At 69.6% G+C, this 14,671-nt stretch carries 18 protein-coding genes; 5 read left to right on the forward strand and 13 right to left on the reverse strand.

Annotated elements, in window-relative coordinates:
* Nucleotides 1–3 precede the first annotated feature (3 nt).
* On the forward strand, nucleotides 4–909 hold the full coding sequence (locus SBI67_RS05800; protein ID WP_318979654.1) for a LysR family transcriptional regulator: 906 nt from the start codon (nucleotides 4–6) through the stop codon (nucleotides 907–909).
* Here SBI67_RS05800 and SBI67_RS05805 read toward each other — a convergent pair.
* On the reverse strand, nucleotides 906–1,190 hold the full coding sequence (locus SBI67_RS05805; RefSeq protein ID WP_318980449.1) for a DUF4229 domain-containing protein: 285 nt from the start codon (nucleotides 1,188–1,190) through the stop codon (nucleotides 906–908). The genes SBI67_RS05800 and SBI67_RS05805 overlap by 4 nt on opposite strands.
* 76 nt (nucleotides 1,191–1,266) lie before the next feature.
* On the opposite strand from SBI67_RS05805, the gene SBI67_RS05810 reads away from it, so the two are divergent.
* Nucleotides 1,267–1,431 carry a hypothetical protein gene (locus SBI67_RS05810; protein WP_318979655.1) on the forward strand — a complete coding sequence of 55 codons (165 nt, stop codon included), beginning with the start codon at nucleotides 1,267–1,269 and terminating at the stop codon, nucleotides 1,429–1,431.
* Nucleotides 1,432–1,434: 3 nt separating this feature from the next.
* Here SBI67_RS05810 and SBI67_RS05815 read toward each other — a convergent pair whose 3' ends face one another.
* The 10 genes from SBI67_RS05815 to SBI67_RS05860 form a co-directional block, all read right to left on the reverse strand.
* On the reverse strand, nucleotides 1,435–2,553 hold the full coding sequence (locus tag SBI67_RS05815) for a MinD/ParA family ATP-binding protein (RefSeq protein ID WP_413232408.1): 1,119 nt from the start codon (nucleotides 2,551–2,553) through the stop codon (nucleotides 1,435–1,437).
* A 2-nt stretch (nucleotides 2,554–2,555) separates the two neighbouring features.
* Nucleotides 2,556–3,536 (reverse strand): c-type cytochrome biogenesis protein CcsB, encoded by a 981-nt coding sequence (ccsB, locus tag SBI67_RS05820; protein ID WP_266045110.1) that lies wholly within the window; start codon nucleotides 3,534–3,536, stop codon nucleotides 2,556–2,558.
* Nucleotides 3,537–3,543: 7 nt separating this feature from the next.
* Nucleotides 3,544–5,106 carry a cytochrome c biogenesis protein ResB gene (resB, locus tag SBI67_RS05825; RefSeq protein ID WP_318979656.1) on the reverse strand — a complete coding sequence of 521 codons (1,563 nt, stop codon included), beginning with the start codon at nucleotides 5,104–5,106 and terminating at the stop codon, nucleotides 3,544–3,546.
* Entirely contained in the window at nucleotides 5,103–5,873 is a 771-nt protein-coding gene (locus SBI67_RS05830) for a cytochrome c biogenesis CcdA family protein (RefSeq protein WP_318979657.1), read from the reverse strand. Before SBI67_RS05830 ends, resB begins: the two co-directional genes overlap by 4 nt.
* A gap of 7 nt (nucleotides 5,874–5,880) precedes the next feature.
* Nucleotides 5,881–6,462, reverse strand: coding sequence for a TlpA disulfide reductase family protein (locus SBI67_RS05835; RefSeq protein WP_318979658.1), 582 nt, complete (start codon nucleotides 6,460–6,462; stop codon nucleotides 5,881–5,883).
* Nucleotides 6,462–7,049 (reverse strand): histidine phosphatase family protein, encoded by a 588-nt coding sequence (locus SBI67_RS05840; RefSeq protein ID WP_318980451.1) that lies wholly within the window; start codon nucleotides 7,047–7,049, stop codon nucleotides 6,462–6,464. Before SBI67_RS05840 ends, SBI67_RS05835 begins: the two co-directional genes overlap by 1 nt.
* A gap of 32 nt (nucleotides 7,050–7,081) precedes the next feature.
* A complete protein-coding gene (gene hemL / locus SBI67_RS05845) occupies nucleotides 7,082–8,380 on the reverse strand; it encodes a glutamate-1-semialdehyde 2,1-aminomutase (RefSeq protein ID WP_318979659.1) in 1,299 nt (432 codons plus the stop codon).
* Nucleotides 8,381–8,458: 78 nt separating this feature from the next.
* Nucleotides 8,459–9,313, reverse strand: coding sequence for an NAD(P)-dependent oxidoreductase (locus SBI67_RS05850; protein ID WP_318979660.1), 855 nt, complete (start codon nucleotides 9,311–9,313; stop codon nucleotides 8,459–8,461).
* Between the two features lie 8 nt (nucleotides 9,314–9,321).
* Nucleotides 9,322–10,188: a VOC family protein gene (locus SBI67_RS05855; RefSeq protein ID WP_318979661.1), complete on the reverse strand. Its 867-nt coding sequence runs from the start codon at nucleotides 10,186–10,188 to the stop codon at nucleotides 9,322–9,324.
* A gap of 4 nt (nucleotides 10,189–10,192) precedes the next feature.
* The gene (locus SBI67_RS05860) at nucleotides 10,193–11,086 is read right to left on the reverse strand and encodes an NmrA/HSCARG family protein (protein WP_318979662.1); all 894 of its coding nucleotides are present in this window, start codon (nucleotides 11,084–11,086) and stop codon (nucleotides 10,193–10,195) included.
* 72 nt (nucleotides 11,087–11,158) lie between these two features.
* On the opposite strand from SBI67_RS05860, the gene SBI67_RS05865 reads away from it, so the two are divergent.
* From SBI67_RS05865 to SBI67_RS05875, 3 genes are read left to right on the forward strand one after another with little or no spacing between them, the layout of a single operon-like run.
* Nucleotides 11,159–12,052, forward strand: coding sequence for a LysR family transcriptional regulator (locus tag SBI67_RS05865; protein ID WP_318979663.1), 894 nt, complete (start codon nucleotides 11,159–11,161; stop codon nucleotides 12,050–12,052).
* Between the two features lie 48 nt (nucleotides 12,053–12,100).
* Nucleotides 12,101–12,676 (forward strand): TetR-like C-terminal domain-containing protein, encoded by a 576-nt coding sequence (locus SBI67_RS05870; protein ID WP_318979664.1) that lies wholly within the window; start codon nucleotides 12,101–12,103, stop codon nucleotides 12,674–12,676.
* Nucleotides 12,677–12,708: 32 nt separating this feature from the next.
* Nucleotides 12,709–13,092, forward strand: coding sequence for a nitroreductase family deazaflavin-dependent oxidoreductase (locus tag SBI67_RS05875; protein WP_318979665.1), 384 nt, complete (start codon nucleotides 12,709–12,711; stop codon nucleotides 13,090–13,092).
* Here the strand turns inward: SBI67_RS05875 and SBI67_RS05880 are convergent.
* Nucleotides 13,089–13,280 (reverse strand): hypothetical protein, encoded by a 192-nt coding sequence (locus SBI67_RS05880; RefSeq protein ID WP_266045121.1) that lies wholly within the window; start codon nucleotides 13,278–13,280, stop codon nucleotides 13,089–13,091. The two genes, SBI67_RS05875 and SBI67_RS05880, sit on opposite strands and share 4 nt — an antisense overlap.
* Before the next feature lie 19 nt (nucleotides 13,281–13,299).
* Nucleotides 13,300–14,646, reverse strand: a complete 1,347-nt coding sequence (locus SBI67_RS05885) for an aldehyde dehydrogenase family protein (protein ID WP_318980452.1) — start codon at nucleotides 14,644–14,646, stop codon at nucleotides 13,300–13,302.
* Nucleotides 14,647–14,671 lie beyond the last annotated feature (25 nt).

Genomic DNA, 14,671 nt, shown 5'->3' on the forward strand with positions numbered 1-14,671 from the left:
AGTATGCTCACCACGCATATCGATCGGGTGGACCTCAACCTGCTCACCCCGCTGGTAGCACTGCTGGAGGAACGCCAGGTTTCCCGGGCCGCGGCGCGGGTGGGGCTGAGCCAGCCGGCGATGAGCCGCGCGCTGCAACGGCTGCGCCGGGTGCTCGACGATCCGCTGTTGGTGCGCGACCCGGACGGTTTCCGGCTGACGGCCCGGGCGCAGGACATCTACGACCAGCTCACCACCGTCGTCCCGCTATTGCAACATCTGTTGTCCCCCAACGACTTCGACCCGAGCCAGTCCAGCGCGCCGATCAACCTGGCCGGCAGCGACTACGCCGTGCAGACCTTCGGCCCGGCGATCTGCCAGCAGGTGCGCACCCAGTCCCCCGCCACCGCGGTCCGCTTCCACAACCTGCGCCTGGACGGGATCATCGACCAGATCCGCAGTGGTGCAGTCGATATCGGACTGTACGGTGGGGATCTGCCGCCGGACCTGCAGGCCGAAACGCTCTTCGTGGAAGACTTCGTCTGTGTGCTGGCCCATGACCATCCGCTGGCGGGTGCGGCCGGCATCACGCTGGACGACTACCTGCGCCATCCGCATATCGTGATCGACACCGCCGACGGCCGCCAGACCGCCGTCGACCGCCCTCTGGCGGCGCTGGGCCGCCCGCGCACGGCCGCCGTCACGGTGCCGTACCACTCGTCGGCACCGGCATTGCTGCCCGGAACGGATTTGATCGCAACACTTCCCGCCCGACTATGCGCGGCGTGGGATCGTGACGACACACTGCGGGCACTACCGGCGCCCGCGGAGGTGGCGCTGCTGCCGTATCAGATGATCTGGAACCGCGTGTTCGACACCGACCACCGGCACGCCTGGCTGCGCGGCGTCGTGCGGGCCGCGGCGTGCTAGGTCTGTTCCGACCCGTCGTCACCACGCAACCGGGCCTGCAACGACTCCCGATCCTTGCGGCGGCGTTCGTCGAATGCCGCGATGCTGGCGGTGGCACGGCGGCGCAGCGGCGCGAACAGCCAGATACCCAGCGGGAGCGCCAACACGATGGCGAACAACACCGCCACGATCAACGGGAACTCGCGGATCCCGAAGAGGTGGCCGATTCCGACGATCACCGCGGTGAGCACCGCGGCGAGCGCCAGCCGGGCCAGCAGATAGGCTCCGACGTCACGCAACATCCGGGTTCCCGGTCGACCATCAGACACGGGCCCGAGCCTACCCACGGCGCGTATATTCGGATCAAGGAGGTTTTCCGTGCAGTACTTGCTCCTGGTCCTGATCGTGGCCGGGCTTTCCTACGCGGTGTGGCGGGTGGTCCGGGCAGCGGCCACCCGCCCACGTACCCGGGTGATCGGTCCCGACGACGACCCCGATTTCCTGCGCCGCCTCGGCCACGGGGACAACAACCCGCGCAGTTGAGCGTTAAGCCGAGCCGGGAAATCCCGCCGCGACCACCGCGGCCAGTTTGATCAACGCCTCGCGGGTCTGCGGCTTCAGCCGCTCCAGGCTGATCTCCGCGCCCTCCTCCAGATGCGGGTCGAACGGCACCTGCAGCACCGCCCGGCAGCGCCGCGCGAAATGGTCGGTGACCTTCTGCAGGTCCACCTTGCCCGAGCGCGGGCGCACCGCGTTCACCACCGCAATCGCATTGCGCACCATGTCCTGATGCCCGTGCGCGTCCAGCCAGTCCAAGGTGGCCGACGCCGAGCGGGCCCCGTCCACCGATCCCGAGCTGACCACGATCAGCACGTCGGCATGGGACAGCACAGCGGCCATGGCCGAGTGCAGCATCCCGGTACCGCAGTCGGTGAGCACCAGGCTGTAGTACCGCTCCAGCACGTCCAAGGTCCTGGTGTAGTCCTCGGAGCTGAACGCCTCCGACACCGCCGGATCGCTCTCCGAGGCCAGCACCTCCAGCCGGCTCGGCCCCTGATTGGTGTAGCGGCGGACATCGCTGTAGCTGTTGATGCCCTCCGCGTCGCGCAGCAGGTGCCGCACCGTGGCCGGGGTCTCCAGCGGCACCTTCTGGCTCAGCGTGCCGCGGTCCGGGTTGGCATCCACCGCGATGACGCGGTCACCGCGCGTAGAGGCGAACGTGGCGCCGAGGGTGGCGGTGATGGTGGTCTTGCCGACGCCGCCCTTCAGCGACAGCAACGCGATCCGATAGCAGCCGCGCAGCGGCCGGCCCACCTCGCCGAGCAGGTTGTTGTAATCGGTGACCTTGGGGCTCTCCCCCAGATTCAGGGTTTTGAAGGTGGCCAGGTACACCCAGCGCCGCCAGCCCCGCGAGGGTGCCCGCTTGGGCTGGCCGAGCAGCGCCACCGTGGACAGGTCCAGGTACGGCGCGGGCAGCGGGAAGGGGCTGGTCTGGTCGGCCGGTGCCGGTGCCGCAGCGGCGGGCGGCACCACGACGGCGGGGATGCCGTGCGGCGGCGTGGGGGCGGTCCACTCCGGTGGCACCTCTTGCGCCGGATCTTGGCCGGGAACACTGAAGCGTTGCTGCTGACGGAAATTGGCGGGTTGGTCCGGCGGCAACGGCACTGTCAGCCCACCCCCGCGTACGAGTGCAGCCCGACGGTGACCAGGTTGATGAAGAACAGGTTGAACACCATCGCCACGAACCCGACGACGTTGATCCAGGCCGCCTTGCGGTCCCGCCAGCCGGCCGTGGACCGCGCGTGCAGATACGCCGCATACACCACCCAGGCGATGAACGACACCGTCTCCTTGGGGTCCCAGCCCCAGTAGCGGCCCCACGCCTCCTCGGCCCAGATGGCGCCGAAGATGACGCCGAACCCGAAGATCGGGAACGCGAAGATGGTGGTGCGGTAGGCGATCCGGTCCAGCGTCTGCCCGTCGGGCAACCGCCGGATCATCCGGCCCAAGCCGTTGTCGCGATCGGCCAGCGGTGACATCTTGAGCAGGAACAGGATGCTGGCCACGCCGGCGACCAGGAACACCCCGGAACCCAGGCTCACCACCGAGACATGGATGGGCAGCCAGTAGGACTGCAACGCCGGCATCACCGGGGCGGCGTTGGTGTAGAGCCAGCGCCCGGACACCGTCAGCAGGATGAGCACCGGCACCAGCACGAACACCCACAGCGCACGGAACTGCGGTTTGCGCAGCACGATTGCGCCGGCGATCAGACCGCAGAAGCAGGTCAGGTTGATGAACTCGTACATGTTGCCCCACGGCACCCTGGCCGTGGCCAGGCCGCGCAGCACGATGCAGACCGCCAGCAGCGCGATGCCGACGTACACCAGCGCCAGCCCGGCGCGCCCGATGCGCTCGTCCGCGGGGCGGGACGGGGTGTCGGCGACGACGCCGGGGGTCGCGCTGTCGGCGCCCACTGCGGCAGGCCCGCCGGCACCGACCAGCTCGCGCGCCTCGACCTTGCGGCCCCGCGCGTAGGCCAACTCGATGGCCAGCAGGATCAACGCGACGACGAGCACCACCACCGACGACGTGTAGGCCCAGTCCGAGTAGCGGGACAGCCCGATATCGATATGCGTTGTATTCATGCGCGCGTCACTCTTCTCCCAGCAGCTTCACGGTGAGCCGCTCGAACTCGTCACCCCACCCGGAATTGTCGGTTCGGGCCAGACCCCCCAGCTCGACGCTTACGGTACCTGCCGGGCCCGGGGTAAGCCGAACCCAGACACGGCGCCGCCGCACCACCAGCGACACCAGCAGCCCGGCCATCATCGACATGGCGAACACCAACACCCACACCTGCGCCGGGTCGTGCGAGACCTGCAGGTTGATGAACGGGACCGCGCCGTCGAACCGGACTGTGGTGCCGTCGTTGAGGCGGGTCTGTTCACCGGCCTTGAGGTTGACCCGGGCCTGCTTGGTCAGCCGGCCCTGCCCGATCAGCCGCGGGTCGAGCGTGAACAGCGACTGCGGCCGGCCGGTGTCCAGGCCGGCGTCACCGCGGTAGATGTCGATGGCCACCGCGGGGTCGTTGAGCGCCGGGAAACTCGAGGACAGCAGGGTGCCGTCCAGCTGTTCGGTGGGCGCGAGCAGGCCCTGCACCGCGATCTGGTGCTTGCGCCGCTCGTCGGGGTTGGGATAGGTGCCCCCCGGCGGATCCACCCGGATGACGCCGGAGGACAGCAGGGTCAGCGGGTCGTCGGGACGCCACTGCACCGTGGTGGTGCGCTGCTGCCCGTCCGGGAAGGTCACGGTGAACGTCGGCGCGTAGCCGTGGCCCTGCAGGTACACCCGGTCCCCGCCGATGCGCAGCGGGTGGTTGACCTCCAGGCGGTACGGCCGCCAGGTGTCGGTGGACAGGTCGGCGCCGTCCTGGTATTCGATGTTCGCGGCGAAACTGACCGCCTGCCCGCTCGGCAGGTACTGGGCGTCGAAGTCGTTGACCTTCAAGCAGATCGGGTACAGCGACGTGCCGTCGACGGTGTTGCCGGCCCGGAACGAGTCGAATGCCGCCGGTGAGGCCGAACAGAATCCGGGGCCGCCGTCGGCGATCACGATGACGTTGCCCTCGTAACCGAACAGCTTGCCCGCGGCGACGGCGACCAGCAGACCCAGCAGCGAGAAGTGGAAGACGATATTGCCGAACTCGCGCAGATACCCCTTCTCCGCCGAGATTTCGGTGACCTCGGCGGAGCCGTCGCTCTCGGTACGGGTGGTGCGCCGCCAGCCTTTCAGCCGCTCGCTCATGGTGGCGGCCAGCTGGGCGGCGTCACCGCTGACCTCGGCCTCGTGGTGTTTGGGCAGCCGCGCCAGGTTGCGCGGGGCGGCCACCGGCACGGCGCGCAGGCTGCGCATGTGTTCGGCCAGCCGCGGGGTCAGGCAGCCCACCAGCGAGACGAACAGCAGCACGTAGATGGAGGTGAACCAGAAGCTGGAGAACACGTCGAAGGCCTGGACCTTGTCCAGCCACGGCCCGATGGTCGAGTGCTGGGCCAGGTATTCGTCGACCTTGCCGGCGTTGAGACTGCGTTGCGGCAGCAGCGCGCCGGGGATGGCGCCCAGCGCCAACAGGAACAGCAGCACCAGCGCGGTGCCCATCGAGGTCAGCGTGCGCCAGGTGTTGCGGATCAGCGCCCACACCTTCATCAGCGGGTTCATATCGGCAACCTCACGTCGCTGATGAACGCGTCGCGCACCCAGCCCACGAAGTCCCCCCACAGTCCGGTCACCAGGGCGATGCCGACCGCGATCATCAGCACCCCACCGAAGATCTGGATGCCGCGGGTATGCGCACGCAGCCAGCCCAGCCCGCGCACCGCCCGCGACGATCCGAACGCCAGCAGCAGGAACGGCACGCCGAGGCCGAGGCAGTACGCGATGACCAGGGCGAGGCCGCGGGCGACCGCCGAGCCCTCGGTGGCCGAGGCCACCGCGATCACCGCGGTCAGCGTCGGTCCCAGGCACGGCGTCCACCCCAACGCGAACACCGCGCCGAGCAGGGGTGCCCCGCCCAGCGTCGACAGCCGGCGCGGCGCGAACCGGGCCTCGTGCTGCAGCAGCGGGATGAAACCGATGAACACCAGACCCATCAGGATGGTGACCACACCACCGATGCGTTGCAGCAACGCCTCATTGGTGATGACGGCGGTGGTCATGCCGAGCACCGCGACGCTGCCGAGCACGAACACCACGGTGAACCCGGCCACGAACAAGCCGGCCGCGCCGACTACCCGCCACCGTCCGGTGCGCGAGCCGCCGGTCTCCGGGGCCTCGGTCACGCCGACCACACCGGCCAGATACGACAGGTAGCCGGGGACCAGGGGCACCACGCAGGGCGACGCGAAGGACACCAGCCCGGCCAGCATGCTGATCGCCAGGGCCAGCAGCACCGGGCCGGTGGCGACGAGTTGGTCGATATCGGTCACTGCGCCGTCACTTTTCGGCCGCCAGCCGTTGCACGATCGGCAGCAGGTCGGCGGCCAGCAGTTCGCGCAGGAACACGGCGGCCACCCGGTGCTGCCGGTCCAGCACCACGGTGGACGGGATGACGGTGGTCGGGTACTTACCGCCGAAGGCGATCATGGTGCGCATCGCGGGGTCGTAGATCGACGGGTAGCTGACCTTGCGGTCGACCACGAAATCCCTTGCCGCGTCTCGGTTGTAGTCGCGCACGTCGATACCGAGGAACTGCACACCGTCGGCCCGGGTCTGCTCGAACACCTGCTCCAGCTGCGGGATCTCCGAACGGCAGGGCCCGCACCACTGGCCCCACACGTTGATGACGACGACCTTGCCCGCGTAATCGTCAAGGGACAGCGTGCGGTTGGGGTCCATCAGATCGGGTCCGCTGATCTTGCCAGGGGTACCGCGTTTTTCGGGTGGGTCGTAGACGATGTCGGTCTTGCCGCCGGGGGCGACGAATTCGAACGTGCCGCCCTGCGCGACGGCATCGTCACCGGTCGAACAACCGGTGAGGACAGCCAGCAGCAACGCCAGCGCGGCAACGATACGCACTACAGACCCCAGGGCTCCGTGTACACCCACCGGACCAGGCGGTCGTCGTCGAAGACGAACGAGGTGATCGAGGACAGATTGCACAACCGGCTGTGCGGTAACGGCAGGTGCGCCAGCCGGCGTCCGGTCATGGCCCGGCGCAGGGTTTCCACCGGGAGCTGGTGGCTGACGCAGACCGCCTCGTGCCCTTGGCTTTTGAGCCGGGCCCGATGCAGCGCGGCCGTCATCCGGGTGGCCACCTCGTCGTACGGCTCGCCCCACGACGGTTTCATCGGATTGCGCAGCCGCGGCCAGTTGCGCGGATCCCGCAACGCCCCGTCGCCGGGGGCCACCCGCTTGCCCTCGAACTGGTTCCACGATTCGATGAGGCCGTCGTCGGTGTCGACGACAAGCCCGTGCTTGTCCGCGATCGGGGCGGCGGTCTCCTGGGCGCGTTCCAGCGGGGAGGCGACGATATAGGTGACGTCATGAGAGGCCAGCCAGTCGGCCGCGGCTCGCGCCTGGGCCTGACCGCGATCGGACAGGTGATAGCCGGGCAGCCGACCGTAGAGCACCTTCTCCGGGTTGAACACCTCGCCGTGGCGCATCACGTGCACCGTCGTGCGGACCGGCACGGTTGTCACTGGGTGGCCTCCGCGGCGGCTCGGGCGGCGTGCGGCAGGGCCCCGGCGATCTTGTCGAACGCGGCGTCGTCGAGCGCCGCTGAGACGAACCAGGTTTCGAACGCGCTGCACGGCGGATAGACACCCGCGTCCAGCAAGGCGTGGAAGAAAGCCGGGTAACGCCACGTCTCGGTGGCCTTGGCGGTGGCGAAGTTCGTGGGCGCGGCGTCGCCGAAGAACACCGTGAGGAAGTTCCCGGCCCGCGAAACATGATGGGCGACCGAGGCTTCGGTGAGCGCCTCGGTGAGCAGCCCGGCCAGCCGGTCGGCGTTGGCGTCCAGGGCGGCGTACACGGTGTCGTCGGCGGCCTGCAGGGTGGCCAGCCCGGCGGCCATCGCCACCGGGTTCCCGGACAGGGTGCCGGCCTGGTACACCGGGCCCAGCGGGGCCAGCCGTTCCATCACCTCGGCATGGCCGCCGAACGCCGCGGCGGGCAGCCCACCGCTCATCACCTTGCCGAAGGTGAACAGGTCGGCCTCCACCGGGTCCAGTCCGTACCAGCCGGAGCGGCTCACCCGGAATCCGGTCATCACCTCGTCGAGGATCAGCAGGGCGCCGTGTTCGGCGGTGATGCGGCGCAGCGCGGCGTTGTAGCCGGGCTGCGGCGCGACCGTGCCCATGTTGCCGGGGCAGGCCTCGGTGATGACACAGGCGATGTGCTCGCCGTGCGCGGCGAATGCCTCTTCGACGGCGGCGACGTCGTTGTAGGGCAGCACGATGGTGTCCGCGGCGGCCGCGCCGGTGACACCGGGCGAGGACGGCAGGCCCAGTGTCGCGACGCCGGAACCGGCGTCGGCCAGCAACGCGTCGCTGTGGCCGTGATAGCAGCCGGAGAACTTGATGATCTTGGGCCGGCCGGTGTATCCGCGAGCCAGCCGGATGGCGCTCATGGTGGCCTCGGTGCCGGAGTTGACGAACCGGATGCGCTGCACCGGGGCGACACGGTCGATGATCTCGCGGGCCAGCTCGGTCTCGGCCGGGGTCGGCGCACCGAAGGACAGCCCGTCGGCCGCCACCCGCGCCACGGCGTCGACGACGGCCGGGTGGGCGTGGCCCAGGATCATCGGGCCCCAGGAACAGACCAGGTCGACGTAGCGGTTGCCGTCGGCGTCGGTCAGCCAGTAGCCGTCGGCTTTGGTGATGAACCGCGGGGTGCCGCCGACCGCGCTGAACGCCCGGACCGGCGAGTTCACCCCACCGGGGATGACGGAGCAGGCGTCGGCGAACAATGCAGCGGAGGCAGCCGTGCTTGTCATGGTGTCCAGTGTCCCAGTTCCGCCCGGCACACCAACTACAGGGTGTAGTGGAGGCCTCCGAACGGTGCTTGCCGCTGCTCAGTCCGCCCGGTACGGGCTGCGGGCGGTGGTGCGCCGGGTCAGGTCGACGAATTGGGGCTCGAACCCGGGTGCGGCGTTCACCGCGGCCCACAGCCGGTCCCGACCGGCGGCCGAGATCGGCAACGACGCGGCGTCGTCCACGACGGACAACAAGGTGTCGAAATCCTGCGCGGAGGCGCGTAACGGCCGCGGGTTCGACGAGTCCAGCGCCCTGGCCGTCACGGCAGCCATCGGGCCCAGACCGAACAGTCGCAGTGCCGTGGCGTAGTCGCCACCGAGGATGTCGGTGAGGTCCAGCGCCTCCCGCAATCCTGCTTCGGCTGCCATCACGAAGGCGTTGGTGATCAGCTTGTAGGCCGCCCCCGATCCGTACGGCCCGACGCGTTCGACAGTGCCCAGCGCCGAGAGCACGGGTTCGGCCCGGTCGACGGCCTCGGCGCTGCCCCCGGCGAGGAAGGTGACCGTGCCTTCACGGGCGTACCGGACGCCCCCGACGATGGGGGCATCGACCAGCAGCGCGTCCTCGCCCGCCCGCTGACGGATCTGCCGAACCATCTCCGGCGTGGTGGTGGAGCCGACGACCAGCACGGTGTCCGGGCGCAGCCCCGCCAATACCCCCTGTTCCCCGAAATGAGCGGCGGGGATGTCCTGCGACATGACCAGGCTGATGACGACATCGGAGTCGGCCGCCACCTCGGCGGGTGACTCGACCGTGCGGGCGCCGGCGTCGGCGGCCGAATGCGACCGCGCCGGATCGACGTCATGGGCGCTCACCCGGTATCCGGCGGCCAGCAGACGCGCCAGCATCGGCGCGCCCATGTCTCCGAGCCCGATCATTCCGACGGCGACCATGGCACTCCTCATGTCCGGTGGATCTCGGCGATATAACCGCCGGGGAATTGCAGGACCGCGCTCCCGGCGTCCCCGGCCGGCGGCGAAAGCACATGTGCGCCTGCGGATTGCGCTTTGGCCAGCGTGGCGTCGACATCGGCCACCGCGTAACCGGCGACCTCGCGTCCGAAGGGATACGGCAGGTGTCCGTCGGTGACCGACACCATGGTGTTGCCGAACGGGCCGGACAGGTGAATCTGGCGGAACGACGTGCCGGGCTTGCCCAGTAGCGCACCGTCTGCGGCCGGCTGATCGGAATCGACTGTTGCGCCGGTGAATTCGCGGTAGGACCGGAGGAAGGCCTCGACCGTGTCCGGCGTCAGGTAGATCCGGTTGTCGGGAACGGTCTGCAGGGGCGGGTAGGCGGGCGCGGTGGTGTGCCAGTAGAGCTGCGTGTTCACGCCACCGGGAAACTGGATGACGGCATCGCGGCCGATGGGGTCGTCGAAGGGCTGCACCAGCGTGCCGGCGCCCGCCGCCTGCGCGTGGGCCAGCGCGGCGTCCAGGTCGGTGGTCAGCCAGCCGCCGCGTTCGGTACCGAATGGGTACGGGATCGGCGTGTGGAATCCGAACACCGACAGGGTGCCCACCGGCGACAGGATGAGCTGGGACCGGGTGGTACTCGGCGTCGGGGTGACGTGCGTGGTGACCGCGGTGCTCGTCGTGCCGCCGAACGTGTCGACCCAGCTGTGCGTGAACGCGTCGAATTGCCCGGGGTCGACGTACACGTGGACGGAATCGTATTGCGGGCCAACGGCATCGGTGGCATCGGCCGCCGCGGGCGGGGCTCCGCACACCGCCACGAGAGCGGCGACCAGTACGGCGAGTGCGCGCACGGGTTCAGCCCTCCCGATCCGCGGACAGGGTGTCGTCGAGCCAGTCGTCGAACCGATGCCAGCCGATATCCGGGTAGGTGCGGTGCAACCACCGCGTGTCGGCCGCGTAGCCGCGGTCGGTCAGGAAGGTGTACATGGCCCGCATATCCGCCGACGCGATATCGGCCGGGTCGGGGCTGACCACGCGGATCGGCCTGCCGAGCGCGCGCTGCAGGGCCCGGGCCATCTGATGCGGCGTGATCGTGTCGGAAGCCAGGTCGATACGACGTCCGATGAACTGCTCGGGTTCGGCGCAGACGTGCGCGACGAACGCGCCCAGGTCCCGACGATCCAGCTGCTGTAGCGGGAGATCGGCCGGCAGCGCCAGCTCCAGCACGCCGGCGTCGAGTTGTTCGCCACCGCCCAACAGGTTGTCGAAGAAGTAGGTGGGACCCACGATGGTGTGTGGTACCGCGGACCGGGCGAGGGCGGCTTCGATGGCGGCCTTGCTCTCGAAATGCGGGACACCGGATCGCTGGTCGGCACCGGCCACCGAGGAGAACACCAGGTGCGGCACGGCGGCCCGTTCGGCGGCGGCCAGGATGTGCAGGCCCTGTTCGACCTCGGCCTCGGGCCCTTCCTCGAACGGTGTCGTCACCGCGAAGACGCCTGCGGTACCGGTAAAGGCTGTCGCGAGCGCCTGCTCGTCGGCGAGGTCGGCGACCACCACGTCGGCGCCGGCGTCCGCCAATGCCCTGGCCCGTTGGGCGGTCGGATTACGCACCACCGCGCGCACTGGCAGGCCGTGGTGGCGCAGGGCGGCGGCCACCGCACCGCCCTGGGCGCCGGTGGCACCGAGTACCGCGATCGGCCCGGTGGCACGATTCACGTCGATCACTCTCCTGATTTGTCCGGACATGGCCGCACGAGTCTGGCACAGATAAGACATCTGATTGATGGATAGATCGGTGGGCATTAATCTGCTAGACAGATGGAACTACGTCAGCTCACCTTTGCGATGGCGGTGGCCGAGGCCGGCTCGTTCACTGCCGCGGCCCGCCGCTGCCACCTCTCGCAGTCGGCGCTGAGCACGCAGATCGCGCAGCTGGAGGCCGAACTCGGCGTCCGGCTGTTCGAACGGACCACCCGTCGAGTGGTGCTGACCGAGGCCGGCCGGCTGTTCCTGCCCACGGCGTGCCGCATCGTGGAACTGGCCGACGAGTTACGCGCCCAGATGAGCGCGCATACGGCCGGCGCGCTGCGCACCCTGCGCGTCGGCAGCACCCAGACGGCGACGCGCGTGCTGGACCTGCCTGCCGTTCTGGGGGATCTGCGGCGCCGGCATCCTGGCGCACGTATCACCATGACGGCGGGGCCGAGTGCGGAGCTGCTCGGTGCTGTGGCGGACGGCTCCCTCGACATCGCGCTGACCGGGGCGGTGTCACCGCCGCCGGACCCGCGGCTGGTCTTTCACCCGCTGTCATCGCCGGAACCACTGGTGGCCATCGCACCGGTCGCCATGTCCCGCGCCGTGGCCGGCACGGCAACCCTCGCCGAGTTGGCGGCGTCGGGACCGTTCATCGAGTTCCATGCGGGCTCGCAATTGCGCACCATGGTGGACGCCCTGTTCCGCGACGCCGGGCTGCATCGAGAGATCATCTTCGAGCTCGGTCAGATCACCGACGTGGCCCGTTGTGCCGCACAGGGCTTGGGCGCCGCCGTGGTTCCCCGGGCCTTCACCGCCGGCCTCGACCTCGTCGACGCCGTGGTCCTGGGGATCGAGGACCGCCCCGCGCTGACCATCGGCGCCTACATCCGACGCTCCGACCGCACCGCGATGGTCCGGGCGGTGCTGGAATTGTTCGGCAATCCCCGTTCCCGATAACGACTCCGATAGCGGCGCTATTTAAGCTAGCCATGTTAATGTCCGAGCATGGCGATCGAGGACCGCCGCGAGCGGGAGCGACAGGCGCGCCGACGACTGATCGTCGCAACAGCGCGCACGTTGGCCGAGGCCGAAGGGTGGGATGCCGTCACCACACGCCGGCTGTCCACCGAGATCGAATACAGCCAGCCGGTGTTGTACAAACATTTCGCCGGCATGGAGCAGATCGCCGAGGCGGTCGCCCTCGAGGGATTCGACGAACTCGCCCAGGCACTTCGAGCCACCCGCACCGACGCGGGCACCGCCGACACCGCGCTGACTCGGATCGCACAGGCCTACCTCACCTTCGCCCGCGAGCACCCCGCCGTCTATGACGCCATGTTCACCCGGGCCACCACGTTGCGCTTCGCCGCCGACGACACCCCGGCCCCACTCGCGGCGACCTTCGCCGAACTGCGCCGCGCCGTGGCCGGCGTGGTCGGCGAGCCGGACGCGGACACGCTCACCGAGGTGTTCTGGTCCGCCCTGCACGGATTGCTCACCCTCAATCGCACCGGTCGGCTGCGCCCGGACCACCACGACGCGCGACTGCGACTGCTGGTCGAGCGGTTCACCGGGTCTTGAGATCGGGCGCGAACGCGAGTTGGATCGAGGGCATGCAGCTCCCGCAATGGCTGGCCCGGTTCAACCGGCACGTCACCAATCCCATCCAGCGACTGTGGGCGGGCTGGCTGCCCACCATGGGAATCCTGCACCACGTCGGCCGCACGTCCGGAAAGCCCTACCGCACACCGCTATCGGTGTTCGGGACCAGTGACGGCGTGGCGATCATGCTCACCTACGGCCCGAATCGCGACTGGCTCAAGAACATCACAGCCAGCGGCGGCGGCCGGATCACGCGCGGCGGCCGCACCGCCCGTTACACCGACCCGCGAGTGGTCTCCAAACCCGCAGCGGCACAAGCGGTCACCGGGCCGGTGCGCTTCCTGTTCGCGAGGCTGCCGTTCGAACAGGCCGTGCTGCTGCGCCGCGCAGACTAGTACTTCCGGTCGCCTTCGCTGCTGTCGAAGAACGCCCAATCACCGTCGGCGGACGCCACTTCCATCCGCCAGCCCAGCTCGGGTTCGGCCTTCTGGTCGACGAACCAGGCGTGCGCGTCGTCGGCGCTTTCGATGTCCTTGGTGTCGACGACCTCGCCCTTGGGATTGAGCACTCGATACGTAGCCATGCGATGAGGGTTCCCCGTGTCAGCGGGGTTGAACCGCCGACCAGTGCACCACCTTGGTCGCGGTCATCTCGTCGAGCAGTTCTGGGCCGAAACCGAATCCGGACCCGCTGGCCCGCCGCGGCTGCGCCGCTCCGCCCGGCGCTCCCCCGAACACGTCGTTGATCTTCACCGTGCCGACCGGCAGGCGCCGCCAACCCTGCTGCGCGTGCACCATGTCGGCGGTGAGGATGGTGGCGGCCAGGCCGTATCGGTCGTCGGCGGCCTCCGTGAGCGCCGTGTCGAAATCCGGGACGACCCGCACCGGCGCGACCGGGCCGAACGTTTCCTCACACATCACCAACATCGGCGGGGCGCAGTCGGTGAGCACCGTCGGCGGATAGAAAGTGCCAGGGCCGCTGGACTTCTCCCCACCGGTGAGGACGCGGGCCCCGCGCCGCGCGGCATCGGTGACGTGCGAGTGCACCAGGTCGCGATGCCGTTCGTCGACCAGCGGACCGATCCGGTCGGCCCAGCGCCGGGCCTGTTCGACCAGGGCGGCGACGAACTCGTCGGCGATCGACTCCACGACGAACACCCGCTCCACCGAGACGCAGATCTGTCCGGCGTTGGCGAACGCACCGAGCGCCGCCTGCTCGGCCGCCCACCCCGGATCCACCCCGGCGTCCACGATGAGCGCGTCGTTGCCGCCATTCTCCAGCAGTGCCTTGGCGCCGCGCTCGGCGCAGACCCGGGCGATGGCGCGGCCGGTTTGGCTGCTCCCGACATGGGCCACCAGCTCGACCGCGGGGGCGCCGGCCAACCGCGCTCCGACGCTGCCGTCCCCGTCGACGATCTGCAACACACCGTCGGGCAGATGCGCCGCCAGCAGCTCCGCGAACCGCCGACCCGCACGTGGGCAGCGTTCACTGGGCTTGTGCACCACGGTGTTTCCGGTCACCAGCGCCGCACCGAGCAGCCCGGCGGCCACCGCGACGGGATCGTTCCAGGGGGTGAGCACGGCCACCACCCCGCGCGGCTGCGGAATCATCAGATCTGTGGCCGCCCACTTGCCCTGGAGTGCGGCGCCGCGGTGCAGCGGACCCAGTTCGGCGTACTGGCGCAGCTTCCCGACACCCGCGCGCACCCCACCGAGGGCATCCTGCGCCGGCTTCCCGGTCTCACCCTCGACGAGGTCGGCGAGCTCGTCGGCCGCGGCCTCGACATCGTCGGCTGCGGCGCTCACTGCGGCAGCCCGCTCGGCCGCGGCGGTGGCGGCCCACTCGGGGAAGGCCAGCGTGGCGGCGCGTACCGCGCCGTCGCACGAGGAGGGCTCCGCAACCGGAACCCGGCTCACCACATCACCCGTGCGGGGATCGAGAACGGTCAGGACATCGGCGATGATCGAAGTCACG

Source organism: Mycolicibacterium chengduense (assembly GCF_033741155.1).
Classification (GTDB): domain Bacteria; phylum Actinomycetota; class Actinomycetes; order Mycobacteriales; family Mycobacteriaceae; genus Mycobacterium.

Bases quoted from the DNA above. Each gene is read 5' to 3' on its own strand.
- SBI67_RS05865 (WP_318979663.1), top strand. From the start codon at position 11,159: ATGGAACTACGTCAGCTCACCTTTGCGATGGCGGTGGCCGAGGCCGGC.
- SBI67_RS05850 (WP_318979660.1), bottom strand. From the start codon at position 9,313: ATGGTCGCCGTCGGAATGATCGGGCTCGGAGACATGGGCGCGCCGATG.
- SBI67_RS05875 (WP_318979665.1), top strand. From the start codon at position 12,709: ATGCAGCTCCCGCAATGGCTGGCCCGGTTCAACCGGCACGTCACCAAT.
- SBI67_RS05805 (WP_318980449.1), bottom strand. From the start codon at position 1,190: ATGTTGCGTGACGTCGGAGCCTATCTGCTGGCCCGGCTGGCGCTCGCC.
- resB (WP_318979656.1), bottom strand. From the start codon at position 5,106: ATGAACCCGCTGATGAAGGTGTGGGCGCTGATCCGCAACACCTGGCGC.
- SBI67_RS05840 (WP_318980451.1), bottom strand. From the start codon at position 7,049: ATGCGCCACGGCGAGGTGTTCAACCCGGAGAAGGTGCTCTACGGTCGG.
- SBI67_RS05800 (WP_318979654.1), top strand. From the start codon at position 4: ATGCTCACCACGCATATCGATCGGGTGGACCTCAACCTGCTCACCCCG.
- hemL (WP_318979659.1), bottom strand. From the start codon at position 8,380: ATGACAAGCACGGCTGCCTCCGCTGCATTGTTCGCCGACGCCTGCTCC.
- SBI67_RS05860 (WP_318979662.1), bottom strand. From the start codon at position 11,086: ATGTCCGGACAAATCAGGAGAGTGATCGACGTGAATCGTGCCACCGGG.
- ccsB (WP_266045110.1), bottom strand. From the start codon at position 3,536: ATGAATACAACGCATATCGATATCGGGCTGTCCCGCTACTCGGACTGG.
- SBI67_RS05870 (WP_318979664.1), top strand. From the start codon at position 12,101: ATGGCGATCGAGGACCGCCGCGAGCGGGAGCGACAGGCGCGCCGACGA.
- SBI67_RS05880 (WP_266045121.1), bottom strand. From the start codon at position 13,280: ATGGCTACGTATCGAGTGCTCAATCCCAAGGGCGAGGTCGTCGACACC.